Annotated in this window: 19 protein-coding genes and 1 pseudogene; 11 read left to right on the top strand and 9 right to left on the bottom strand. The window is 71.6% G+C overall.

Annotation, left to right across the window (positions count from 1 at the left end; genetic code table 11):
• Both BZZ08_RS34235 and BZZ08_RS34230 read left to right on the top strand, forming a co-directional pair.
• Positions 1–2,274: pseudogene (locus tag BZZ08_RS34235) on the top strand (hypothetical protein); the annotation flags it as partial.
• A gap of 142 nt (positions 2,275–2,416) precedes the next feature.
• Positions 2,417–3,373, top strand: coding sequence for a bifunctional riboflavin kinase/FAD synthetase (locus BZZ08_RS34230; RefSeq protein WP_104636089.1), 957 nt, complete (start codon positions 2,417–2,419; stop codon positions 3,371–3,373).
• A 40-nt stretch (positions 3,374–3,413) separates the two neighbouring features.
• Here the strand turns inward: BZZ08_RS34230 and BZZ08_RS34225 are convergent, their stop codons facing one another.
• The 6 genes from BZZ08_RS34225 to BZZ08_RS34200 all read right to left on the bottom strand — a co-directional run bounded on the left by BZZ08_RS34225 (position 3,414) and on the right by BZZ08_RS34200 (position 12,801).
• Positions 3,414–4,469: an ABC transporter ATP-binding protein gene (locus BZZ08_RS34225; RefSeq protein ID WP_104636088.1), complete on the bottom strand. Its 1,056-nt coding sequence runs from the start codon at positions 4,467–4,469 to the stop codon at positions 3,414–3,416.
• Entirely contained in the window at positions 4,466–5,482 is a 1,017-nt protein-coding gene (locus BZZ08_RS34220; RefSeq protein WP_104636087.1) for an ABC transporter ATP-binding protein, read from the bottom strand. Before BZZ08_RS34220 ends, BZZ08_RS34225 begins: the two co-directional genes overlap by 4 nt.
• Entirely contained in the window at positions 5,479–6,423 is a 945-nt protein-coding gene (locus BZZ08_RS34215; RefSeq protein ID WP_104636086.1) for an ABC transporter permease, read from the bottom strand. Before BZZ08_RS34215 ends, BZZ08_RS34220 begins: the two co-directional genes overlap by 4 nt.
• A complete protein-coding gene (locus BZZ08_RS34210) occupies positions 6,420–7,472 on the bottom strand; it encodes an ABC transporter permease (protein ID WP_104636085.1) in 1,053 nt (350 codons plus the stop codon). The genes BZZ08_RS34215 and BZZ08_RS34210 overlap by 4 nt, the downstream gene beginning before the upstream one ends.
• Positions 7,465–9,330: an ABC transporter substrate-binding protein gene (locus BZZ08_RS34205; protein ID WP_104636084.1), complete on the bottom strand. Its 1,866-nt coding sequence runs from the start codon at positions 9,328–9,330 to the stop codon at positions 7,465–7,467. The genes BZZ08_RS34210 and BZZ08_RS34205 overlap by 8 nt, the downstream gene beginning before the upstream one ends.
• A gap of 303 nt (positions 9,331–9,633) precedes the next feature.
• On the bottom strand, positions 9,634–12,801 hold the full coding sequence (locus BZZ08_RS34200; RefSeq protein ID WP_104636083.1) for an SCO5717 family growth-regulating ATPase: 3,168 nt from the start codon (positions 12,799–12,801) through the stop codon (positions 9,634–9,636).
• A gap of 651 nt (positions 12,802–13,452) precedes the next feature.
• On the opposite strand from BZZ08_RS34200, the gene BZZ08_RS34195 reads away from it, so the two are divergent.
• Positions 13,453–13,839, top strand: a complete 387-nt coding sequence (locus BZZ08_RS34195; protein ID WP_198601864.1) for a hypothetical protein — start codon at positions 13,453–13,455, stop codon at positions 13,837–13,839.
• A 14-nt stretch (positions 13,840–13,853) separates the two neighbouring features.
• Here BZZ08_RS34195 and BZZ08_RS34190 read toward each other — a convergent pair whose 3' ends face one another.
• Positions 13,854–14,150, bottom strand: a complete 297-nt coding sequence (locus BZZ08_RS34190; protein WP_104636082.1) for a DUF397 domain-containing protein — start codon at positions 14,148–14,150, stop codon at positions 13,854–13,856.
• A 284-nt stretch (positions 14,151–14,434) separates the two neighbouring features.
• Here BZZ08_RS34190 and rpsO point away from each other — a divergent pair, with 284 nt between their 5' ends.
• From rpsO to BZZ08_RS34165, 5 genes are all read left to right on the top strand, one after another.
• The gene (rpsO, locus tag BZZ08_RS34185) at positions 14,435–14,722 is read left to right on the top strand and encodes a 30S ribosomal protein S15 (protein WP_003973291.1); all 288 of its coding nucleotides are present in this window, start codon (positions 14,435–14,437) and stop codon (positions 14,720–14,722) included.
• A gap of 282 nt (positions 14,723–15,004) precedes the next feature.
• Entirely contained in the window at positions 15,005–17,224 is a 2,220-nt protein-coding gene (locus BZZ08_RS34180; protein WP_104636081.1) for a polyribonucleotide nucleotidyltransferase, read from the top strand.
• Entirely contained in the window at positions 17,221–18,600 is a 1,380-nt protein-coding gene (locus BZZ08_RS34175; protein WP_104636080.1) for a M16 family metallopeptidase, read from the top strand. The genes BZZ08_RS34180 and BZZ08_RS34175 overlap by 4 nt, the downstream gene beginning before the upstream one ends.
• A 35-nt stretch (positions 18,601–18,635) precedes the next feature.
• Positions 18,636–19,388 (top strand): 4-hydroxy-tetrahydrodipicolinate reductase, encoded by a 753-nt coding sequence (dapB, locus tag BZZ08_RS34170; protein WP_104636079.1) that lies wholly within the window; start codon positions 18,636–18,638, stop codon positions 19,386–19,388.
• Between the two features lie 13 nt (positions 19,389–19,401).
• Positions 19,402–19,857 (top strand): hypothetical protein, encoded by a 456-nt coding sequence (locus tag BZZ08_RS34165; protein ID WP_104636078.1) that lies wholly within the window; start codon positions 19,402–19,404, stop codon positions 19,855–19,857.
• Positions 19,858–19,946: 89 nt separating this feature from the next.
• Here BZZ08_RS34165 and BZZ08_RS34160 read toward each other — a convergent pair whose 3' ends face one another.
• Together BZZ08_RS34160 and BZZ08_RS34155 are read right to left on the bottom strand one after the other, a co-directional pair.
• Positions 19,947–20,498: a hypothetical protein gene (locus BZZ08_RS34160; protein WP_104636077.1), complete on the bottom strand. Its 552-nt coding sequence runs from the start codon at positions 20,496–20,498 to the stop codon at positions 19,947–19,949.
• A 116-nt stretch (positions 20,499–20,614) separates the two neighbouring features.
• The gene (locus BZZ08_RS34155; protein ID WP_104636076.1) at positions 20,615–20,854 is read right to left on the bottom strand and encodes a hypothetical protein; all 240 of its coding nucleotides are present in this window, start codon (positions 20,852–20,854) and stop codon (positions 20,615–20,617) included.
• Between the two features lie 190 nt (positions 20,855–21,044).
• Between BZZ08_RS34155 and thyX the strand changes: the two genes are divergently transcribed.
• The 3 genes from thyX (at position 21,045) to BZZ08_RS34140 (ending at position 24,743) form a co-directional block, all read left to right on the top strand.
• On the top strand, positions 21,045–21,785 hold the full coding sequence (gene thyX, locus BZZ08_RS34150; RefSeq protein ID WP_104636075.1) for an FAD-dependent thymidylate synthase: 741 nt from the start codon (positions 21,045–21,047) through the stop codon (positions 21,783–21,785).
• 219 nt (positions 21,786–22,004) lie between these two features.
• A complete protein-coding gene (gene dapA, locus BZZ08_RS34145; protein ID WP_104636074.1) occupies positions 22,005–22,904 on the top strand; it encodes a 4-hydroxy-tetrahydrodipicolinate synthase in 900 nt (299 codons plus the stop codon).
• A 153-nt stretch (positions 22,905–23,057) separates the two neighbouring features.
• The gene (locus BZZ08_RS34140; RefSeq protein WP_104636073.1) at positions 23,058–24,743 is read left to right on the top strand and encodes a ribonuclease J; all 1,686 of its coding nucleotides are present in this window, start codon (positions 23,058–23,060) and stop codon (positions 24,741–24,743) included.
• Positions 24,744–25,114: the final 371 nt, after the last annotated feature.

Raw genomic sequence — 25,114 nt, 5'->3', positions numbered from 1 at the left:
GCCGTGCGACCGCACCCGGTGTCCGGGGCGGCCGTCGCAGGACCCTCGGGCGGGACGGACACCGCCGGACCCGGACCGGCGTCGGCCGGGCCGGTGTCCGCGGGCTCCCGGGGGAGCGGGCTCGCCGGGCCCCCGCCCTGTGTCCGCCTGGGCGACCTGAGCGACGAGGAGGCCCGCGAGGCCCGCGCACGCCACGGCGTACCGGAAGGCGTGCTGGCGGACCCGGACGCCGGTCACCCCCTCACCCTCCGCCTGCTCTCGGAGGTCCACGCCGCCCTCGACGGACCCCCGGCCCCCGTACCCGTCACCCGGGACGAGGTCTTCGCCGCCTACCTGGACCTGATGTGCCTGCGCGTCGCCACCCGCCTGGCCGGGGAGAACGGCCTGCACGGCACCGCCGTGCGCCGACTCGCGGCGAAGGTCTCCGGGCAGGTCCACGAGGCGGCCCGGCGCAGCCTCGGGCCCGGGCAGGGCGGACTGGACCGGGAGACCTTCGAGGCGCTGTTCCCGTGGGGACCGGCCCCGGCCCGGCTGGGCGGCGGCACCGGCTGGGCACCGGCCGTGCTCGCCGAGGGCCTCTTCGCACCCGCGGGCAGCGGCTACCGCTTCGCGCACGAGGAGCTCGCCGACTGGATCCAAGGCATCCACCTCGACCTGGCGGAGGCCCTGCGCGCCCTCGTCCACCGTCGCCACACCCCGCACGGCACCCACATCCTCCCCGTCCCGCACCACCGCATCGGCTCCGTCGTCGAGGCGGTCCTGCTCCTCGCCCGTCAGCACGGCGTCCCCCAACTCGCCCTGACCCTCGAAGAGCTGGTGCACGCCCTGGACCGCGACCCGCACTCCTGGTGGGCCGCCCGGCTGCTCGCCGAGGTGCTGACCCGGGTGCCCGACGCGACGCCGTACACGGAGGTGCTGCGGCTGCTCGCCGACGGCATCGCGGAGCGGGGCGGCGCAGGGCAGCCGGCGCCCCGGGTGTTCGGGCCCGGGTTCTGGACGGCCCTGCGGGTGCCGGAGACCACCCGCCTGGACCTGCTGCGCCGCCTCGTCCTCGCCGACGGACCGCCGCACGAGCCCGGCCCCCGCCACCTCGACACCGTGGCCGGGCTGCTCGTCGCCGACCCCGTGGCCGTACAGCCGCTCCTCGTCCGCTGGTTCGACGACGAACGGCCGCTGCCCGCCACCCCGCACGCCACCGTGGCGACGGCCGCGCAGGCGCTGCTGCACACTCACCGCCACCGCGGCCTGGACGGCCTCACCGAGGTACTCGTCGACAGCGCGCACCGACGCGCCGACGAACTGCTCGCCGTCCTGGCCGAGGAGGAGCCGTCGGCGCTCTGCCGCGCGGTGGAGCGGTGGGCGCGCGACGAGCGCCCCGCGCGGCAGACCGCGGCGGTCACCCACGGCCTGCGCACCGCCCCGCACGCACGCACCGGCGCCGACCGCACCCTGCTCCGCCACGCCGCCCTGGTCCTGCTCGCCGGACCCTCCGACAGCCCGCTGCGCGGCGGCGCGCTCGCCCTGCTCGTCCAGGACCCCGACTGCCGCGACCGCCACCTCCCCAGGGCCCTCGACCACTTCACCGCCGGCGATCCGTACCTCCCGCCCGGCGCGGTGGCCGCCGCCCTGCCGACCCACCCCGGTCCCGTCCTCGATGCGTTCCGGGCCCGCCTGCTCGGCCCGGACGCCGGTGAGGCGCTGCGCAGGCTCGCCGACGCCACCACACCCGCGCTGGCCGACCGGGTGGCCGCCCTCCTCGGGCGGACGGTGGCCGAGCGCCCCGGGACCGCCGGACACCTGGCGGCGTACGTCGACCGGCGCCTCGACCGGGACCCCGCACCCCGCGCCGTACTCCTGCCCCTGGTCACCCGCCTCCTGGACGACGGTCCCGAGCCGGTGCGGGCGGCGCTCGCCGGAGTCCTCGCCGCCGACGGGGCGACGGCCGGTGCCCCGCTCCGCCGCGAACTGCGCGAGCGTCTGTTCGCCCACGAGCACGAGCCCGCCGTCCTGGACGCGCTGCTGCACGCGGCCGCCCGGTGCGACGGGGAGGAGTTGCGCACCCTCGTCCAGCGCACCGGACTGCTCCTGGTCCGCACCCCCGAGGGCGCCACCCGTTTCGACCGCGGCCTCGTCGACCTGGCCCGCCACCTCCCGGGCTTCGCCCCCCGGCTGACCGGCTGGCTCAGCGACGCGCCCCAGGACTGGGCCGCCCTGGTGGGCCCCAGCACCCGCCGCACGATCGAGCACCTGGCGGGCGCCCGGGTCCCCGCCTGACCCCGGCCTGCGGTCACAGCGCCGATACGGGACCGATGCCGATGCCGATGCGGGTGGGAGCCGGACGGCATGGCACCCTTAGACCTGCGTAAGGGTCACCACGAAACCATGGACACCACGGAAGCACCGAGGAGCGGACACAGTGCAACGCTGGCGTGGCTTGGAGGACATCCCCGAGGACTGGGGACGCAGCGTCGTCACCATCGGCTCCTACGACGGCGTTCACCGCGGGCACCAGCTGATCATCAAGCACGCCGTGGACCGCGCCCGCGAGCTGGGCGTTCCGGCCGTCGTCGTCACCTTCGACCCGCATCCCAGCGAGGTCGTCCGCCCCGGCAGCCACCCGCCGCTGCTCGCCCCGCACCACCGCCGGGCCGAACTGATGGCGGACCTGGGCGTGGACGCGGTGCTGATCCTGCCCTTCACCAAGGAGTTCTCGAAGCTCTCCGCGGCCGACTTCGTGGTCAAGGTCCTGGTCGACCGGCTGCGTGCCAAGGCGGTCGTCGAGGGCCCCAACTTCCGCTTCGGCCACAAGGCCGCCGGGAACGTGGACTTCCTCACCGAACAGGGCAAGGTCTACGACTTCGAGGTCGAGATCGTCGACCTGTACGTCACCGGCGAGGCGGGCGGCGGCGAGCCGTTCTCCTCCACGCTGACCCGCCGCCTGGTCGCCGAGGGCGACGTGTCGGGCGCCGCGGAGATCCTGGGCCGCCCGCACCGCGTGGAGGGCGTGGTCGTACGGGGCGCCCAGCGCGGCCGTGAGATGGGCTTCCCGACGGCCAACGTCGAGACCCTCCCGCACACCGCCATCCCGGCCGACGGCGTCTACGCCGGCTGGCTGCACGCCCAGGGCGAGGCGATGCCGGCCGCGATCTCCGTCGGCACCAACCCGCAGTTCGAGGGCACCGAGCGCACGGTCGAGGCGTACGCCATCGACCGGGTGGGCCTGGAGCTGTACGGCCTGCACGTCGCCGTGGACTTCGTGGCCTTCGTCCGCGGGCAGGCGAAGTTCGAGACGCTGGAGGCGCTCCTCGAGCAGATGGCCCAGGACGTGGACCGGTGCCGCGAGATCACCGCGGCGGACGCCCTCAGGCACTGACGGCCGACGACGCCCACCCCGGGCCCGTTCCCTCCTCCGGTCAGCCCGGCCGTCCGGCCGCGGACTGCTCCGCCCGTGCCCAGTGGCAGGCGACCTGGGACTCGTCGCCGCCGCGCAGGATCTCCAGCCCGCGGCTCCGGCAGGCGTCCGCGACACCGGCCCGTTCGGCCTCGCCGCCCGCCAGGACCGGACAGCGGACGTGGAAGCGGCAGCCGTCGGGGATGTACGACGGGTCCGGCGGCTCCCCGGTGAGCACCACCGGAGTGCCGGGCGCCTCGGGCAGCACGGACAGCAGGGCCTGGGTGTAGGGGTGCCGGGGTGCCGTCAGCACCTGCTCCACCGGGCCGGTCTCGACGATCCGGCCCAGGTACATCACCGCGACCCGGTCGGCGATGTTCCAGGCCAGGCCCAGGTCGTGGGTCACCACCAGCGCGGCCAGGCCCAGCTCGGTACGCAGCCGCAGCAGCAGCGCGAGGATCTCGCCGCGCACCGACGCGTCGAGGGAGGCCACCGGTTCGTCGGCGACGAGCAGCTCGGGTCGCAGGACCAGCGCGCCCGCGATGACGACCCGCTGGCGCTGGCCCCCGGACAGCTCGTGCGGGTAGCGCAGGAAGAACCGCTCCGGCGGGCGCAGCCCGGCACGCGAGAGCGCCTCGGCGACCGCCGTCCGCTCGTCCCCGGCGTGGCCGTGGATGCGCAGGCCCTCGGCGACGATGTCGTACACCGTGTGCCGCGGGTTCAGCGAACCGCTCGGATCCTGCAGGACGAGCTGGGCCCGCCTGCGGTATGCCTTGAGGGCCCGGGCGGAGTACGTGAGGGGCGCGCCGTCGAAGGTGACGTGCCCCCCGGTGGGCCTCACCAGGCCGAGCAGCGACCGGGCCAGGGTCGTCTTGCCGCAGCCCGACTCACCGACCAGCGCGACGATCTCACCCCGCCGGATGTCGAGGTCGACCCCGTCCACGGCCCGCGCGTCGGCCGCCCCGCGCCTGCCGGGAAACGTGACGTGCAGCCCCTGGACACTCAGCAACGGGGGCGTGTCACGGGGCGTGTCACCGGGGGCGCCGGTGGGTGTGCCGCTGGACGCGGTGCTGGTCATGGCGCACTGCTCCTCACTCCGTCGTCCTTCTCCGCCGCCATTCCGCCCGCCGTTCCCGTGCCGTCCGGGTTCACGTGCACGCAGGCCGCGCGGCGTCGCGCGCCCGCTTCCCGCAGCGGCTGGTCCTGGGTGGCACAGAGGTCCAGTGCGACCGGGCAGCGGGGATGGAACGCGCACCCGGACGGCACCGCCGCCGGGTCGGGCGGGTCGCCCGGCAGCCCGCGGGGTGCGAACCGTGAGGCCGGGTCCCCGATCGTGGGGAACGCCTCCGACAGCGCCCGGCCGTAGGGATGCCGGGCGTCCTCGTACACCTGCCGGGCCGGGCCCTCCTCGACCACCCGGCCCGCGTACATCACCGCCAGCCGGTCGCAGGTGTCGGCCAGCACCGCGAGGTCGTGGCTGATCATGATCAGGCCCACGTCCTGCTCGCCCACCAGGCCCTCGATCAGCCGCAGGATCTGCGCCTGGATCATCACGTCGAGCGCCGTGGTCGGCTCGTCGGCGACGATCAGCCGCGGGTCGCACGCCAGCGCCATCGCGATCATCACCCGCTGCCGCTGCCCGCCGGACAGCTCGTGCGGGTAGGCACTCGCCCGGGCGGCCGGCAGACCGACCTGCTCCAGCAGCTCCCCGGCCCGCTTGCGCGCCCCGGCCGCGGTGGCCCTGCGGTGCAGCACGATCGGCTCGGCGATCTGGTCACCGACGCGGTGGACGGCGTTCAGGGAGTGCATCGCGCCCTGGAAGACGATCGACGCGCCGGCCCAGCGGACCGCCCGTACCCGGCCCCACTTCATCGTGAGCACGTCCTCGCCGTCCAGCAGCACCTCCCCGCCGACCCGGGCACCCGGCGGCAGCAACCGCAGCAGCGCCAGGGCCAGGGTGGACTTGCCGCAGCCGGACTCGCCCGCGACGCCGAGCTTCTCACCCGCCTCCAGGGTCAGGTCGACCCCGCGCACGGCGGCCGCACCGCCGGGATACGTCACCTTCAGGTCCCGGACCTCGAGCAGACTCAACGGGACACCCCCAGCCTGGGATTGAGAACGGCCTCCACCGCACGCCCGCACAGCGTGAACGCCAGCGCCACGACCGCGATCCCGATACCCGGCGGCACCAGGTACCACCAGTCACCGGAACTCACCGAACCCGCCTCCCGCGCGTCCTGCAGCAGCCCGCCCCAGGACACGACCGCCGGGTCCCCGAGCCCGAGGAAGGCCAGCGTCGCCTCGGCCAGGATCGCGGAGGAGATGATCAGCGTCGTCTGCGCCAGGATCAGCGGCATCACGTTGGGCAGCACGTGCCGGGACATGATGTGCCAGTGCCCGCCCCCGAGCGCCTTGGCCCGCTCGATGTAGGGCCGCGACTCCACCGCCAGCGTCTGCGCCCGCACCAGCCGCGCCGTGGTGGGCCAGGTGGTCACGCCGATCGCGAGCACGATGGTGCCGAGCGACCGGGACAGCACCGTCGCCAGCACGATGGCCAGCACCAGCGTCGGCATCACCAGGAACCAGTCCGTGATGCGCATCATCACCGTGGCGTACCAGCCGCGGAAGTGCCCGGCCGTGATCCCGATGAGCGCGCCGATGAGCACCGACAGCACCGCCGCGAGCAGCCCGACCAGGAGCGAGACGCGCGAGCCCCAGATCAGCAGGCCCAGCAGGCTCCGCCCGAACTGGTCGGTGCCCAGCGGGAACCGGCCGCTCGGGCTCTCCAGGGGCTGCCCGGGCGCGTCGGTCACGCTGTCCACGTCCGACCCGACGGTCAGCGGCGCGGTCAGTGCCACGAGCACGAACAGCACCAGCGCCGCCAGCCCGAACACCCCCGCACGGTGCTTGCGGTACTCCCTCCAGAAGCGGGCGACGGAGGCACGGCGCCGCCGCCGGGCGAGCGCGCGCGGACCCGGCCCGCCGGACCTCACCGGCGGCCCGGACGCGGATTCGGTGGTCTCGGCGGTCATCGGCCCACCCTCGGATCGAGCATCGGATACAACAGGTCGGCCAGGGTGTTCATCAGGATCACCGCGGCGGCGAACACGAAGAACAGCCCCTGCACCAGAGGGAGATCGGGCACGCTGAGCGCCTGGTAGAACAGTCCGCCCAGACCCGGCCAGGAGAAGACCGTCTCGACGAGGATGACACCGGCCACGGTCCGCCCCAGATTGACGAAGACCAGCGTCACCGTCGGCAGCAGCGCGTTGGGCACGGCGTGCCGACGCCGTACGAGGTCGTCCCTGAGCCCCTTGGCCCGGGCGGTCGTCAGGTAGTCGCCGCCCATCTCGTCCAGCAGCGCCGACCGGGCGACCAGCAGCGTCTGCCCGTACTCCACCGCGACCAGCGTCACCACCGGCAGCACGAGATGGTGCGCCACGTCCAGCACGTGCGCGAAGCCCTCCTCGCGGCCCGACTCCATGCCCCCGGTCGGGAACAGCCCCGGGATCGGGTCCACCCCCACCGACAGCACGATGATGAGCAGCAGTCCCAGCCAGAAGGACGGGATGGAGTACAGCGTCAGCGCCAGACCGGTGTTGAGCCGGTCGCCGAGACCCCCGTGCCGCCACGCCGAGCGGGTGCCGAGGAAGGCGCCCAGCGCGGTGTAGAGCACGAAGGCCGTGCCGGTGAGCAGCAGGGTGTTCGGCAGCGCCTCGGTGATCTTGTCCACCACGGGCGCGTGGAACTGGTACGACGTGCCCAGGTCCCCGGTCAGCGCCTTGAGGCAGTAGTCCGTGAACTGCTCCCACATCGGCAGGTCGAGCCCGAACTCCTCCTTGTACACCGCGAGCTGCTCGGCCGAGACCGGGCGGCCCCCGGTCATGAACTTCACCGGATCGCCGGGGATCAGCCGGAAGAGGAAGAAGCTCGTGACGAGGACGGCGAACAGGGAGACCACCGCGCCCGCCAGCTTCCCCGCCACGTACCGCGGATACGCGCTGCGGGTGCGCCCCCGCGGCGCCTCGGACGGACGCTTTCCGATCGCGGAGACGCTCGCGGAGCCGGTCGCGCTACTCACGGTCGTCGGCCGACGCCCGGCGGCGGACGGCGAACAGCACCCCGAGGCCCACGAGGACGACGACGCCCGCGGCGATCCCGATCACGGTGCCGGTCGACGAGGAACCCCCGGAGGAGTCACCGGAGTCGGCGGGCACGGCCGACCACCAGCTCCAGTAGCCGTCCTGCCCGTAGATGTTGCCCGCGGCGGACGGCATCGTGGTGATCGACTTGATCTGGTCCGTGCGGTAGGCCTCGACCGCGTTCGGGTACGCCATGACGTTCATGTACCCGGTGTCGTACAGCCGGGACTGCATCTGCTTGACGATCTCCGCCCGCTTGTCGGCGTCGTACTCGCCCAACTGCCGTGCGTACAGCTCGTCGTACTTCTTGTCGCAGATGAAGTTGTCGGTGGCCCCGGTGTCCTTCGGCGTCGCCGGGAGCGCGGCGCAGGTGTGGATGGAGAGCACGAAGTCCGGGTCGGGGTTGACGGACCAGCCGTCGAAGGCGAGGTCGTACTTGCCGGCCAGCCACGGGTCCGTCACGTTGTCCAGGCAGTCGAGCGTGACCGAGATGCCCAGCTTGCCCCACCACTCCTGGAGGTACTTGCCGACGGCCTTGTCGTTCGGGTCGGTGGCGTGGCACAGGATGCGGTACTCCAGCGGCTTGCCGTCCTTGCCGACGCGCTTGCCGTCGGCGTTGGTCCGGTAGCCCGCCTCGTCGAGCGACCGCGCGGCCTTCCCGGGGTCGTAGGCCAGCTCCTGCCCGGCCGACGGCTCGAAGAAGTACGGGGAGAAGCGCGGCGGGATGTAGCCCGCACCCTCGACCGCGTGGCCCTGGAACACCTTGTCGACGATCGCCTTGCGGTCCACCGCCATGAACAGCGCGTTGCGCACCCGCTGGTCCAGCAGTGAGGGGTCGCCGTCGCCGAACTTCGTCCCGTCCTTCGCCCGTGCGCCCGGGTTGGTGGCGAGGGCGTAGAAGCGGCGGCCGGGGGCGTCGTTGACCCGGATGTTCTCCTCGCCCTTGAGCGAGTCGGCCTGGGCCGGGGTGAGCGACGGCGACCCGGCGACGAACGCCACCTCGCCCTTGCGCAGGGCGGCGACGGCGGCGTCCTGGTCCTTGTAGTACCGGAAGACCAGCTCGTCGAACTTCGGGGCGCCGCGCCAGAAGTCCTTGTTGGCCTTCAGCCGCACATAGCTGTCCGGCTTGTAGTCGGTGAGCACGAACGGACCGTTGCCGACGACCGGGAAGTCCTTGTCGTTGTTGAACTTCGAGAAGTCGTCGACCTTCTCCCAGACGTGCTTGGGCACGATCGGCACGTCCAGCGCGGTCATCGTGGCCTGCGGCTTCTTCAGCCGGATCACCAGCTGGGTCGGGCTGGGCGCGGTGACCTTCTCGAAGTTGCCGACGAAGCTCCCGTTGGCGGTGGCGGCGCCCGGGTCGGTCATCATCGTGTTGAACGTCCACGCCGCGTCCTCGGCGGTGGCCTGCTCGCCGTCCGACCACGTGGAGTCGGAGCGGATCGTGTACGTCCAGGTCAGCTTGTCCGGCGAGGACTTCCACTCGGTGGCGAGCCCCGGTATGACGTGGTTGTCCTTGGCGTCGTAGTTGGTCAGGTACTCGTACGTCAGCCGGTGGATGCTCGTGCTGAGCAGCCGTACCGCCAGGAACGGGCTGAGCGAGTCGACGCTCTGCGCCACGGCGACGGTGAGCACCTTGTCGCCGCCGTCGCCCCCGTCACCGTCCTTCGCCGCGGCCGAGGGGGCGATCGCCCCCGACGCGAGGAGCAGCGCGCCGGCGCCTGCTGCCGCGAGGAGGCGGGTTCTCCACGGCCGGTGGGCGGTACGGCCGCTGCCGTGCTGATCGTGTGTGTTCATGACTACCTGACCTCGCGTCATCGCACGCGCAGACGCCGGGCGTCCTCGCGTGGGGCGGGCTTGAACAGTGGTGAACGCGGAATGAAGTGTGTGTCTACCAGCGGCAGTCTGCGCGCGTCAACGGTATGTCAAACCCCATGTGGCCTGCGGAAACGGTGTGTTGACCGATACGTCGCCCTCATTGGCGCAGACCACTGGCGCGTGCCTGGTGAGAGCGTGGCGGCTGGGACGGACGTTGTTGTTCGCACACGCCCGAAGGCCCGCGCCGTCGGGGACGGCGCGGGCCTTCGGAGGTGGGTGGAGCTACTGCTGGGGCGGGGGAGGAGGGGGAGTCTGCCCCTGCTGTCCCGGCTGCCCCTGCTGTCCCGGTTGTGGATATCCGTAACCGGGCTGGGCGTAGGGCTGACCGTAACCGGGCTGGGGATGCGGCTGCTGCTGTCCGGGTCCGGGCTGCGGCGGATACGGCTGGCCCGGCATCGGCTGCTGTGGCGGCATCGGCTGCCCGGGGTGCTGCTGCGGTGGCATCGGCTGCCCGGGCTGCTGCTGGCCCGGCAGGGGCGGGGCGGCGACCGGCGGCGGGTTGCCGTCGGACGTCCACAGGCCGTGCGCCTGCTGGTGGCGGACGAAGTCCTCGGCGACCAGCGCCGCGAGGTTGAAGTACGCCTCCCGCACCTTCGGCCGCATCATGTCGAGGTCGACCTCGGCACCGGCGGCCAGGTGCTCGTCGAACGGCACCACGACCACACCCCGGCACCGGGTCTGGAAGTGCCCGACGATGTCGTCGACCTTGATCATCTTGCCGGTCTCGCGGACCCCCGAGATGACCGTGAGCGACCGGGAGACGAGGTCGGCGTACCCGTGCGCGGAGAGCCAGTCCAGCGTCGTACTGGCGCTGCTCGCACCGTCCACGGACGGCGTCGAGATGATGATGAGCTGGTCGGCGAGGTCGAGCACGCCGCGCATCGCGCTGTAGAGGAGACCGGTGCCCGAGTCGGTGAGGATGATCGGGTACTGCTGGCCGAGCACGTCGATCGCGCGCCGGTAGTCCTCGTCGTTGAAGGTCGTGGACACCGCCGGGTCGACGTCGTTGGCGATGATCTCCAGACCGGACGAGGCCTGCGAGGTGAACCGCCTGATGTCCATGTACGAGTTGAGGTACGGGATGGCCTGGACGAGGTCCCGGATGGTGGCCCCGGTCTCCCGGCGCACCCGGCGGCCGAGCGTACCGGCGTCCGGGTTGGCGTCGATCGCGAGGATCTTGTCCTGCCGCTCGGTGGCGAGCGTGGAGCCCAGCGCGGTGGTGGTGGTCGTCTTGCCGACGCCGCCCTTGAGGCTGATCACCGCGATGCGGTAGCAGGACAGCACCGGGGTGCGGATCAGGTCCAACTTCCGCTGCCGCTCGGCCTCTTCCTTCTTCCCGCCCAGCTTGAACCGGGAACCGCCGGCCGCCGGACGGCTGCTCTTCGCCTTCTGCCGCTTGTTGTTGAGCAGCCGGTCGGAGGACAGCTCCACGGCCGCCGTGTAACCGAGCGGCGCGGCCCCCGGGTTGGTCGGCTGCCGCTGGTCGTGCTGCATGGGCTGCGGCCAGGCGGCACCGAGCCGGGGATCGGCGGGCGGCTGGGGCTGCGGGTAGGGGTGCGGTTGCTGCGGTGCCTGCTGCGGTGCCTGCTGCTGGGGCGGGAGGGGCTGGTACTCCGGCTGCTGCGCCGGGTGCGCGGGCTGCTGCATCGGCTGAGGCGTCTGGGGCGCTTGGGGGGCCGCCTGCTGCGGTGCGTGGGGGGCCTGGACCGGCTGGACCGGCGGGCCGGGCTGGGCGGGCTGGGCGGGCGGAGCCTGACCGCCGGCCTGCGGCTGCTGCCCCTGCTGCGGAACTCCGGGGTACGGCTGCTGCGCCGACGGCCCGTGCGGCGCCTGCGGGAAGCCGTATCCGCCGGGGGAGGGGGGCTGGGACTGAGCCTGGGGCTGGGGAGCCTGCGCGCCGGGCTGCTGCGGGAAGCCGTAACCGGTCTGCGGGGCAGGGGGCGGCGGGTTCCATGCCGCGGGCGCCGGCTGCGGAGCCTGCGGCTGGAAGGGCGGCTGCTGGGCCGGCGCGCCCGGCTGCTCGGGAGGCGCGGGGGCGGGCTGCGGCTGTACGGGCCACTGGTGGGCGGGCGCGGGCGCGGCCGGCGGGTACGACGGGGGCAGCGGCGGCATTCCGTCCGGCGCCGGGGGCGGCGGTGCGTCCTGCGGCACGTTGTCGGCCGGCGGCACGGCGTCGGCGGGCGGCACGGCGTCCTCGGGCTCGTTCCTCGCCGGAACGCTGTCCCGGGGGTCGTCCGCAGGCTCGTCTGCGACCTCGTCCTCGTCCTCGTCTGCGTCCTCAGGGTCGGGGACGGGTACGGCGGTCAGGGCGAACGGAGCGGGCTCGGCGTCCCGAACCGGCTCCCCGTCGGAGACCCCCTCGGAGTCGGAGTAAGCGTCGGAGTCGACGTCGGCCTCGTCCCCGGTGTCGTCCGCGCTCGGGTAGCCCTCGTCCGGCGTGTCACCGGCCACGTCGGAACCGGCCGCCGGGGAGTCCTCTGCGGTGTCCTCCGCGGCGGCCCGTTCCGCGATCTCCCGCCTGAGGGCGACGGCGGAGAAGCGCATGGTCGCGCCGCTCTCCAGGTCACCGTTGTCGAGATCGGCGATGTCGGGCTTGCTGTCGGGTTCGGGTTCGGGTTCGGGTTCGGGCTCTGTCTCGACCACTGCCTCGGGTTCCTCGGCGGCCGGCGGAGCGGGAGCCTGGAGTTGGAACCCACCGGCCGGGAACGTCGGCAGGGCCGTGGGCGAGGCGAGATCCGCGGCGGGTGCCGGGTCGGCCTCGGTCTCCGGCTCGGGCTCCGGCGTCTGCGCCCGCGGTTCCGGCTCGGGCTCCGGCGGCGCCGACGGAGCCGGCTGCGGCTCGAACCCGCTCCCCACCGGCAACCTGGGCACCCCGGTCGGCCCCCCGCTCGGCGGCGCGGGCGGCGTGAACGGCGCACCCGGTCCCGGCGGTGGAGGCGGCGTGAACGCGGCTCCCGGAGCGGGCGCGGGAGGCGGCGGCGTGAAGGGAGCGCCGGGGCCGGGAGCCGGAACGGAGGAAGGCCCGTTGGGCGTCGCGTGCGGCGGCGGAGTCAACCCCGGCAACGGCGGAACCGGTCCCCGCGGAGCGGGCGGAGCGGCCGGAGCCGCAGGAGACGAAGACGCCGACGAACCGGCAGGAGACGCAGAACCGGATGAACCGGATGAACCGGATGAACCGGAAGACGGGGAGGAAGTGGACGAACCGGCAGACGAACCGGCCCCCTCGCCCTCGCCCTCCCCACCGTCGCCGGACGCGTTCTGCGTGTACCAGGCGGGCGGCGCGTAGTCGATGGTGAACTCGCCGGTCGTCTCGACGGAGGACTCCGCGTCGGGCTGGTCATCGCCGGGTGTAGCCCAGCCCCCGCGGATCCCGTCCCGATCGCTGCTCACAGTTCCTCCTGGTGTGGTCGAGCACCCTCATGCCGTGCCGGGGCGACCCTTGCTTGTCATTTCGAAATGGTCCAAGGCCGTTCGAGGTCGTCCGATCCACCGGCTTTCCCCCTGAGACGCCGACGCCCCCTCCACGGGTTCTGGTGTCGCGCCCCACACCAGCCTAATCATCACGAGCCCCGCCCCGTCAGCCCCCGTCCCCGCACGGAGGACGAGGACGCCCCCCACCACCCACTCCCGTCGAGTGATCGCGCGCCCGGCATAGTTGGCGGCGATCTCCGTCGTCCGTCGCGGGAGTTCCTTGACAACCACAGGGATTGCGAGGAACAGGAAGAGGCCCCGAGTGAGCTTCGGCCCACCCCCGGCCATGCCCCCAGGCCCCGCGGCCCCCGTGGAGCCGCCCGAAGGCCGGCACGGTCCCGGAGGCAGCGGAGGCAGCGGAGGCAGCGGAGGCCCGGGCCGGAAGGGTCCCCGGAAGGTACTCCTCGGGCTCCTCGCGGTGGTCCTCGTCGGGGCGTTGGGCACCGGCGGCTGGTTGCTGTGGGGGCGCGACGGCGCGGAGTCGAAGGCGCCCGGCACGTCGGGAACCGCGGTCGGACAAGGGACACGGGCGCCGCGGGCGGCCGCGGACTGGGCATCCGGAGCCTCGACGTGCCCTCCGCCGACCCGGCCGTCATCGCCGTCATCGCCGTCTCCGCCGGAGACTCCGAGATCACCGAGCTGATCTCGCTCGACGACCGGGGCCGCAACCGCGCCACCATCAGTCTCCGCAACGGCGCCTGCGTCGCCGACTGCGCGCTCTCCGACTATCTGCTGATCGACGACTGCCCGACCACCGCCGTGGGGATGCCGTACCTCTACTTCGGGCTGCCGAGCGAGGCACAGATGATGACGCCGCCGGACGAGAACGACATCGTCGTCCAGAACGGGCGCCTCTTCTTCGGCGTCAAGGCCGCGAACGGTCTCGCCGAGGGCAAGACCGAGCAGTGGAGCTACGTCGTGCTCGGCATCAGGGGCGGCGGACCGCGGACGTCCTGACCGCCCCGCCCCCGCTACTCGACGTCGCCCCCGGAGCGCTCCGCGGCCGGCTCCAGGTCGAATTCCCCGTCCCGCGCACCGAGCACGAACGCCCGCCACTCCGCCTCCGTGTACCGCAGCACGGTGTCGTGGTCGAGCGAGGACCGCATGGCGACGGCGCCTTCCGGCAGGTAGGCGATCTCGACCCGTTCCTCATGGGACTCGGTGCCGGGCGCGCTGTGCCATTCGACGCCGGAGATGTCGAGGGCGTAGAGCTCGTCCCGCTCCCGGTCCTTGCGTGCTCGGAGTTCCTTGTCCTCGGCCTCGGCCATCGCGGCTTGGGTCCTTCCTGCTGTGCCAACGAACTGTGCGGTCACCATACTTGCCCCCGTTCCTCCAGGTCAGCGGTTCCACTATGGAGGCACCGGTACGGGGGACGGGCGGAGGCGTGCCTACGGGCTGGTAAGCTGTGGGACGGCCGTTTGTGTACGCGCCCCCGGAGCTGTGAGCCCTGGAGGTCGCGCCCAGCGGATCCCCGCCTTCCGAGTCACGGAAGACCCCCCGAGATGTAGACCGGGGGCACTCGGTGGCAAGTCTCAGACCAAGAGGAGTACGTGTGTCGCTCGACGCCGCAGTGAAGAAGCAGATCATCACCGAGTTCGGTACCAAGGAGGGCGACACCGGCTCCCCCGAGGTCCAGGTCGCTCTGCTGTCCCGTCGGATCTCCGACCTGACCGAGCACCTCAAGACCCACAAGCACGACCACCACTCCCGTCGTGGTCTGCTCATCCTGGTCGGACAGCGCCGCCGGCTGCTGCAGTACCTCGCCAAGAAGGACATCCAGCGCTTCCGTGCGCTGGTCGAGCGCCTCGGCATCCGCCGCGGTGCGGCGGGCGCCCGATAGCACGCCGTGAAGGGAGCGGTTCCCATCGTAAGGGGGCCGCTCCCTTTGCTGTACGTGCGCGCTGTCGCCGCCCCTTTGTAGTGTGGTAACAGAACAACTAGACGCACGAGGAGAAGCGGACCTCGCCGCCGCCGCCGGTCCTCGGTAGTGGCCCCCGGGGGCAGATCCCCGGGTGCTTCGATCGAAGACCGGCCCGCATTGCACGGAACGCTTCTCCGGCACCGTCCCCTCCGCCACACGGGCGAGGCGGACAAAAGACGACAAGCATCGGAGAAATCACTAGTGGAGAACGAGACCCACTACGCCGAAGCCGTGATCGACAACGGCACCTTCGGCACCCGCACCATCCGCTTCGAGACGGGCCGCCTGGCCCGTCAGGCCGCCGGTTCCGCCGTGGCGTACCTGGACGACGACACCATGGTGCTGTCGGCCACCAGCGCCTCCAAGAACCCGAAGGACCAGCTCGACTTCTTCCCGCTCACGGTGGACGTCGAGGAGCGGATGTACGCCGCCGGCAAGATCCCCGGCAGCTTCTTCCGTCGTGAGGGCCGGCCCTCCGAGGACGCCGTCCTCACCTGCCGCCTGATCGACCGCCCGCTGCGCCCGTCCTTCAAGAAGGGCCTGCGCAACGAGATCCAGGTCGTGGCCACGGTCATGGCCCTCAACCCCGACCACCTGTACGACGTCGTGGCGATCAACGCCGCCTCCGCGTCGACGCAGCTGGCCGGCCTGCCCTTCTCCGGCCCGATCGGCGGCGTCCGCGTCGCGCTGATCCGCGGCCAGTGGGTGGCCTTCCCGACGCACACCGAGCTCGAGGACGCCGTCTTCGACATGGTCGTCGCGGGCCGCGCCCTGGAGGACGGCGACGTCGCGATCATGATGGTCGAGGCCGAGGCCACCGAGCAGACCGTCAAGCTGGTCGACGGCGGCGCCGAGGCGCCCACCGAGGAGGTCGTCGCCGCCGGTCTCGAGGCCGCGAAGCCCTTCATCAAGGTGCTCTGCCGCGCCCAGGCCGACCTCGCCGCCAAGGCCGCCAAGCCGACCGGCGAGTTCCCGATCTTCCTGGACTACCAGGACGACGTCCTGGAGGCGCTCAGCGCCGCCGTCCGCCCCGAGCTCAGCCAGGCGCTCACCATCGCCGGCAAGCAGGAGCGCGAGGCCGAGCTGGACCGCGTCAAGGGACTCGCCGCCGAGAAGCTCCTCCCGGAGTTCGAGGGCCGCGAGAAGGAGATCTCCGCCGCGTACCGCTCGCTGACCAAGTCCCTGGTCCGTGAGCGCGTCATCAAGGAGAAGAAGCGCATCGACGGCCGCGGTGTCACCGACATCCGCACCCTGGCCGCCGAGGTCGAGGCCATCCCGCGCGTGCACGGCTCCGCCCTGTTCGAGCGTGGCGAGACCCAGATCCTGGGCGTCACCACCCTGAACATGCTCCGCATGGAGCAGCAGCTGGACACCCTCTCCCCGGTGACCCGCAAGCGCTACATGCACAACTACAACTTCCCGCCGTACTCCGTCGGCGAGACCGGCCGCGTCGGCTCCCCGAAGCGCCGCGAGATCGGCCACGGCGCCCTCGCCGAGCGCGCCATCGTGCCGGTGCTGCCGACGCGCGAGGAGTTCCCCTACGCGATCCGCCAGGTGTCCGAGGCCCTCGGCTCCAACGGCTCGACGTCCATGGGCTCGGTCTGCGCCTCCACCATGTCGCTGCTGAACGCCGGTGTGCCGCTGAAGGCCCCCGTCGCCGGTATCGCCATGGGCCTGATCTCCCAGGAGATCAACGGCGAGACGCACTACGTCGCCCTCACCGACATCCTCGGTGCGGAGGACGCCTTCGGCGACATGGACTTCAAGGTCGCCGGCACCAAGGAGTTCGTGACCGCCCTCCAGCTCGACACCAAGCTGGACGGCATCCCCGCCTCCGTCCTGGCCGCCGCCCTCAAGCAGGCCCGTGACGCCCGCCTCCACATCCTCGACGTGATGATGGAAGCGATCGACACGCCGGACGAGATGTCCCCGAACGCGCCGCGGATCATCACCGTGAAGATCCCGGTCGACAAGATCGGCGAGGTCATCGGCCCCAAGGGCAAGATGATCAACCAGATCCAGGAGGACACGGGCGCCGACATCACGATCGAGGACGACGGCACGATCTACATCGGTGCCGCCCAGGGCTCGCAGGCCGAGGCCGCGCGCGCCACGATCAACGGCATCGCCAACCCGACCATGCCCGAGGTCGGCGAGCGCTACCTGGGCACGGTCGTCAAGACGACCACCTTCGGCGCGTTCGTCTCCCTGCTGCCCGGCAAGGACGGTCTGCTGCACATCTCGCAGATCCGCAAGCTGGCCGGCGGCAAGCGCGTGGAGAACGTCGAGGACGTGCTCGGCGTGGGCGCCAAGGTCCAGGTCGAGATCGCCGAGATCGACTCCCGCGGCAAGCTCTCCCTGATCCCCGTGATCGAGGGCGAAGAGGGCGACAACGACAAGAAGGACGACGCCGACCAGTGACGTCCCGTAGCGCCGAGGCGACGGCCCGCACCTCCTCGGAGGCGCGGGCCGTCGCCCGTACCCAAACCCTCATCAAGGGCGAGCACGGCATCGGCACGGTCCGCAGGACGACGCTCCCCGGCGGCCTGCGCATCGTCACCGAGACCCTCCCCTCGGTCCGCTCGGCGACCTTCGGCATCTGGGCCCACGTCGGCTCCCGCGACGAGACCCCCGCGCTGAACGGCGCCACCCACTACCTGGAGCACCTGCTCTTCAAGGGCACCCGCAAGCGCAGCGCCCTGGACATCTCCTCCGCCATCGACGCGGTCGGCGGCGAGATGAACGCGTTCACGGCGAAGGAGTACACGTGCTACTACGCGCGCGTGCTCGACACCGACCTGCCGCTCGCCATCGACGTGGTCTGCGACATGCTGACCGGCTCGCTGATCCAGGAGGAGGACGTCGACGTCGAGCGCGGCGCCATCCTCGAAGAGATCGCGATGACCGAGGACGACCCGGGCGACTGCGTGCACGACCTGTTCGCGCACACCATGTTCGGAGACAACGCCCTGGGCCGCCCGGTCCTCGGCACCGTCGACACGGTCAACGCCCTCACCGCCGACCGCATCCGCCGCTTCTACCGGAAGCACTACGACCCCACCCACCTGGTGGTCGCCGCGGCCGGCAACGTCGACCACAACAAGGTCGTACGCCAGGTCCGCGCCGCCTTCGAGAAGGCCGGCGCCCTCAAGGACGCGGTGGCCCAGCCGCTCGCCCCGCGCGACGGCCGGCGCACCATCCGCACCGCCGGCCGCGTGGAGCTGATCGACCGCAAGACCGAGCAGGCCCACGTCATCCTCGGCATGCCGGGCCTGGCCCGCACCGACGAGCGCCGGTGGGCCATGGGCGTCCTCAACACCGCCCTCGGCGGCGGCATGTCCTCCCGCCTCTTCCAGGAGGTCCGGGAGAAGCGCGGGCTGGCCTACAGCGTGTACTCGTACACGTCCGGCTTCGCCGACTGCGGCCTCTTCGGCGTGTACGCGGGCTGCCGGCCCTCCCAGGTGCACGACGTGCTCAAGATCTGCCGCGACGAGCTGGACCACGTCGCCGAGCACGGCCTCACGGACGACGAGATCGGCCGTGCCGTCGGCCAGCTCCAGGGTTCCACGGTCCTCGGCCTGGAGGACACGGGCGCGCTGATGAACCGTATCGGCAAGAGCGAGCTGTGCTGGGGCGAGCAGATGTCGGTCGACGACATGCTGGCCCGGATAGCCTCGGTCACGCCGGACGACGTCCGCGCGGTCGCCCGTGACGTCCTGGGCCGACGGCCGTCCCTGTCGGTCATCGGCCCGCTCAAGGACAAGCAGGCGGCCCGGCTGCACGACGCCGTCGCCTGACACTCCCGGTCTCTCGGTAAGGAAGCGAACACAACATGAGCAAGCTGCGCGTGGCCGTCCTCGGTGCCAGGGGCCGGATCGGCTCCGAGGCGGTGCGGGCGGTCGAGGCCGCCGAGGACATGGAGCTGGTCGCCGCCCTCGGCCGGGGCGACAGCCTGGAGGCGCTGGCCGAGTCCGGCGCCCAGGTCGCCGTCGAGCTGACCACCCCCGCCTCGGTGATGGACAACCTCGACTACTGCGTACGCCACGGCATCCACGCCGTCGTCGGCACCACCGGCTGGACCGACGAACGTCTCGCGCGGCTGAACGCGTGGCTCGACGCCTCCCCGGAGACCGGCGTGCTCATCGCGCCGAACTTCTCCATCGGCGCCGTGCTCACCATGAAGTTCGCGCAGCTCGCCGCCCCGTACTTCGAGTCCGTCGAGGTCGTCGAGCTGCATCACCCGAACAAGGTGGACGCCCCCAGCGGCACCGCCACCCGTACCGCCCAGCTGATCGCCCAGGCCCGGCAGAAGGCAGGCTCCGCACCGGCGCCCGACGCCACTGCCACCGCCCTGGACGGCGCCCGCGGCGCGAACGTGGACGGGGTCCCGGTGCACGCCGTCCGGCTGCGCGGCCTGCTCGCCCACCAGGAGGTCCTGCTCGGCGGCGAGGGCGAGACCCTCACCGTCCGGCACGACTCCCTGCACCACAGCAGCTTCATGCCGGGCATCCTGCTGGGCGTCCGCCGGGTGGTCACCACCCCGGGCCTCACCTTCGGCCTGGAACACTTCCTGGACCTGAACTGAGACCCTCACCCTGATGCGCGCGAAGATCACCTACCTCGTCACGGCCGCCGTCCTGGTCTTCTACTTCCTCCTGGTCGGCAGCCGCGGCGTGCTGCTCATCGAGGCCGGCACCCTCCTCACCGTCACCTTCGGTGTCGCGGTGCTGATCCTGCCGGTGATCGGCCTGTGGTTCCTCTGGAAGAACACCCAGTTCGTCCGCCGGGCCAACCGGCTCGCCGCCGAACTCGACGCCGAGGGCGGACTGCCCGTCGACGAGCTGAAGCGCACCCCCAGCGGCCGCGTCGACCGGGAGTCGGCCGACGCGGTCTTCGCCCAGCGCAAGGCCGAGACGGAGGACAGCCCCGGCGACTGGCGCACCTGGTTCCGCCTGGCGGTCGCCTACCACGACGCCCGCGACACCCCGCGCGCCCGCAAGGCGATGCAACGGGCGATCGCCCTGCACGACGGCAGGCACGTCGAGGCCGCCTGAGCGGACCGAACGCGGGGGCCTGGACAGAACGCCGGGGCCCGGACCGCAGCCGTGCGGTCCGGGCCCCGGCGTTTCGACTGTCGGGTGCGTCAGCCCCGTCGGTACTCGTCGGCCCACGCCTCCACCGCGTCGGCCGCCCGGTTGAAGGCGCCGTCGCGGGCGAGGAAGTCGCAGTTGTGCGTGGTCAGCAGCAGGGAGGGCTCTGTCGACCGGCCCTGCCGCACGAGCAGCAGCGCCTGCCCCTGCACCGTGCGCGGCAGTCCCAGCCAGCGCACCGGCTGCTGCACCGTGCGCAGGCTGGCGACCTGCTGCCAGGCCACCGTGCGCGTGGTGAAGAAGCCCACCTGACGCACTCCGTGCGCGCTCACCCACACGCCCATGCGCAGCATCCGCAGGGCGCACAGGATGACGACGATCGCGAGGCCGAAGATCACCCCGGCGGAGGACGGCCCGCCCGTCGCCGCGATGATGACCGCCGCGAACAGGACGAACGAGGCGAGCAGCAGCATCAGCGCCGCCGCCCCCACCCGCCACGGCCCCGGCCGGTAGGGCCGGCGCCAGAGGTCGCGGTCGTCGTACGGCAGCGCGACGTCGTCGGCCGTGTCAAAGGCGCGGTCGGCCGTCAGGAAGGGCAGGGGCACGGCTGGTCCTCACTCGTTCCAAGGCAGGTGTTGTGCCCGGTGAGGCTACCGACCTGTGTCTCCGGTCACCACCCTCGGGGGTCCGGACGGAGTCGGGCCGACCGTGCCCGCCGCCCCTAGCGCCCTTCGGACGCCTGCGACGGCTGCTTGTGCGAGGAGGGCTGGTCGGCCGACAGAGCGGGCATCCCTATCACCAGGGAGCCCACGAGACCGGCGACGACGGTGACGCCGAGGAGCCAGCGTCCGGCCAGCTGGCCGAAGGACGCCCGCTCACGCGGCGGGGGTGCGACATTGCTGCGGAACCTGTCGGCCTCGGCGACGAAGGCGAACGGCACGGGTTCACGCCGGCGGATCATAGGGACTGCGTCTCCCTTCAGGGACTGGAATGAAGTGCTGTTACTCATACAGACGAACGAACGGCCCTCCAGGTGCCCTGTTTCGCCGACTTCATTGCGGCACGGCACCGATCGCCCGATTCGGCGGCCCGCGACCCGGCGGTCGTAGAGTGACCCCGCCAAGTGACGAGATGGGAAGGCCCACCACACCGTGACCGACACACCCGCCGACGACTTCAAGATCGACCTCCGCGGTGACATCACCGTCGAGCTGGTCAAGAGCGCCGCGACCGACTCCGACGTGCTGTTCGCCGCCCGCGTCTCGACCGCCGGGGAGCAGTCCCTGGACGAGCTGAAGAAGGACCCGGAGCGCTCCAAGGGTCTGATCAACTACCTCATGCGGGACCGGCACGGCAGCCCGTTCGAGCACAACTCCATGACCTTCTTCGTCAGCGCCCCGATCTTCGTCTTCCGGGAGTTCATGCGGCACCGTGTCGGCTGGTCCTACAACGAGGAGTCGGGCCGCTACCGGGAGCTCCAGCCGGTCTTCTACGTGCCCGACGCCTCCCGCAAGCTGGTGCAGCAGGGCCGCCCCGGCAAGTACGTCTTCGTCGAGGGCACCCCGGAGCAGCACGAGCTGGTCGGCGGCGCGATGGAGGACTCCTACCGCCAGGCCTACGCGACGTACCAGAAGATGCTCGCCGCCGGAGTCGCCCGCGAGGTGGCCCGCGCGGTGCTCCCCGTCGGCCTGTACTCGTCGATGTACGCGACCTGCAACGCCCGCTCGCTGATGCACTTCCTGGGCCTGCGCACCCAGCACGAGCTGGCGAAGGTGCCCTCCTTCCCGCAGCGGGAGATCGAGATGGTCGGCGAGAGGATGGAAGAGGAGTGGGCCCGCCTCATGCCGCTCACCCACGCCGCCTTCAACGCCAACGGCCGCGTGGCGCCGTAACGAGCCTGGCCTCCGGGCCGGCCGGGCTGGGCACTGATGTACGCATCAACCATGCGAGGTGTCCGGATTGCGGCGTTTGGTGAAGTTCATCTAGCCTGATCAAAGGGACCCGGCACTGCTTGAACCCCCGAGCAGGCAGTGCCGGGCTCCACTTCCGTACCGGCCTGCCGCCTCCCCCGAGGGCAGACCCCGCCCTGAGCAACGAGTAGCGTGTAACCCATGGCTCCGACCTCCACTCCGCAGACCCCCTTCGGGCGGGTCCTCACCGCCATGGTCACGCCCTTCACGGCGGACGGCGCACTCGACCTCGACGGCGCCCAGCGGCTCGCCACCCACCTGGTGGACGCAGGCAACGACGGCCTGATCATCAACGGCACCACGGGCGAGTCCCCCACCACCAGCGACGCGGAGAAAGCGGACCTCGTACGAGCCGTCCTGGAGGCCGTCGGCGACCGGGCGCACGTCGTCGCCGGAGTCGGCACCAACAACACCCAGCACAGCATCGAGCTGGCCCGCGCCGCCGAGCGCGTCGGAGCCCACGGCCTGCTGCTCGTCACGCCGTACTACAACAAGCCCCCGCAAGAGGGCCTGTACCAGCACTTCACGGCCATCGCCGACGCCAGCCGGCTCCCGGTCATGCTCTACGACATCCCCGGCCGCAGCGGCGTCCCGATCAACACCGAGACGCTGGTCCGCCTCGCGGAGCACCCGCGGATCGTCGCCAACAAGGACGCCAAGGGTGACCTCGGCCGGGCCAGCTGGGCCATCGCGCGCTCCGGCCTCGCCTGGTACTCCGGCGACGACATGCTGAACCTGCCGCTGCTCTCCGTGGGCGCGGTCGGATTCGTGTCCGTCGTCGGCCACGTCGTCACCCCCGAACTGCGTGCCATGGTGGACGCGCACGTCGCGGGTGACGTACAGAAGGCACTGGAGATCCACCAGAAGCTGCTCTCGGTCTTCACCGGCATGTTCCGCACCCAGGGCGTCATGACCACCAAGGCCGCGCTCGCCCTCCAGGGGCTGCCCGCCGGGCCGCTGCGCGCCCCCATGGTCGGCCTCACGCCCGAGGAAACCGAGCAGCTCAAGATCGATCTTGCCGCCGGCGGGGTACAGCTCTGACATCAGACTTCGCACCACCGCACGACCGGACGGACTTCACAACTGAATAGGCGGGCCACCGGTGCCCGCACCCCATACGACAACTGCTTCTGCACGAACGTCACGCGCGCCACGTGCCCACCGGTACGTGGCGCGTGTGGTGAGGAGAGTCTTTTGAGTCATCCGCATCCTGAACTGGGCCGTCCCCCGGCGCTTCCGAAGGGCGGCCTCCGGGTCACGCCCCTCGGCGGCCTCGGCGAAATCGGCCGCAACATGACGGTCTTCGAATACGGCGGCCGTCTGCTGATCGTCGACTGCGGCGTGCTCTTCCCCGAGGAGGAGCAGCCCGGCATCGACCTGATCCTGCCGGACTTCTCGTCCATCCGGGACCGCCTCGACGACATCGAGGGCATCGTCCTGACCCATGGCCACGAGGACCACATCGGCGGCGTCCCCTTCCTCCTCCGCGAGAAGCCGGACATCCCGCTGATCGGCTCCAAGCTGACCCTCGCGCTCATCGAGGCCAAGCTCCAGGAGCACCGCATCCGTCCGTACACCCTCGAGGTGGCGGAGGGGCACCGCGAACGCGTCGGCCCCTTCGACTGCGAGTTCGTCGCGGTCAACCACTCCATCCCGGACGCGCTGGCCGTCGCCATCCGCACCCCCGCGGGCATGGTCGTCCACACCGGCGACTTCAAGATGGACCAGCTTCCGCTGGACGGCCGGCTCACGGACCTGCACGCCTTCGCGCGTCTCAGCGAGGAGGGCATCGACCTGCTCCTCGCCGACTCGACCAACGCCGAGGTGCCGGGCTTCGTCCCGCCCGAGCGGGACATCTCCAACGTCCTGCGGCAGGTCTTCGCCAGTGCCCGCAAGCGCATCATCGTGGCGAGCTTCGCCAGCCACGTCCACCGCATCCAGCAGATCCTGGACGCCGCGCACGAGTACGGCCGCCGGGTCGCCTTCGTCGGCCGCTCCATGGTCCGCAACATGGGCATCGCGAGAGACCTCGGATACCTCAAGGTGCCGCCGGGCCTGGTGGTCGACGTCAAGACGCTCGACGACCTGCCCGACAGCGAGGTGGTCCTGGTCTGCACGGGTTCCCAGGGCGAGCCGATGGCCGCCCTGTCCCGCATGGCCAACCGCGACCACCAGATCCGCATCGTCAACGGCGACACGGTGATCCTGGCCTCGTCCCTCATCCCGGGCAACGAGAACGCGGTGTACCGGGTGATCAACGGCCTGACCCGCTGGGGCGCCAACGTCGTCCACAAGGGCAACGCCAAGGTCCACGTCTCGGGCCACGCCTCGGCCGGTGAGCTGCTGTACTTCTACAACATCTGCCGCCCGAAGAACCTGATGCCGGTCCACGGCGAATGGCGGCACCTCCGGGCCAACGCCGAACTGGGCGCCCTCACCGGCGTCCCGCACGACCGCATCGTCATCGCCGAGGACGGCGTGGTCGTCGACCTCGTCGAGGGCAAGGCGAAGATCTCCGGCAAGGTGCAGGCGGGGTACGTCTACGTCGACGGGCTCTCGGTCGGCGACGTCGGCGAGCCGGCCCTCAAGGACCGCAAGATCCTCGGCGACGAGGGCATCATCTCGGTCTTCGTGGTGATGGACTCCTCCACCGGCAAGATCACGGGCGGGCCGCACGTCCAGGCCCGCGGCTCGGGCATCGAGGACTCGGCCTTCGCCGCGGTACTCCCCAAGGTCACCGAAGCGCTGGAGCGCTCGGCCCAGGACGGTGTCGTCGAGCCGCACCAGATGCAGCAACTGATCCGCAGGACCCTCGGCAAGTGGGTCTCGGACACCTACCGGCGCCGGCCGATGATCCTGCCTGTCGTCGTGGAGGTCTGACGGGCCGTCGGACCACCGACAGCGCCAACCAGGAGCGGGGCGCCCCGATTTGCATCGGGGCGCCCCGCTCCAGTACGTTTACATCTCCGCTCGGACGGGCACCCGATCACTTCGTGGTTCGGAGCCGCCCCGGAGGGTGGAAATACCGACTCAGAATCTCTGATAAAGTCGGAACCGCCGGAAAGGGAAACGCGAAAGCGGGAACCTGGAAAGCGCCGAGGAAATCGGATCGGAAAGATCTGATAGAGTCGGAAACGCAAGACCGAAGGGAAGCGCCCGGAGGAAAGCCTGAGAGGGTGAGTACAAAGGAAGCGTCCGTTCCTTGAGAACTCAACAGCGTGCCAAAAGTCAACGCCAGATATGTTGATACC

This window comes from Streptomyces sp. MH60 (assembly GCF_002939385.1).
Lineage (GTDB): Bacteria > Actinomycetota > Actinomycetes > Streptomycetales > Streptomycetaceae > Streptomyces.
Note: the sequence above shows the minus strand (reverse complement) of the source record. Positions and strands in the feature narration are given on the sequence as shown.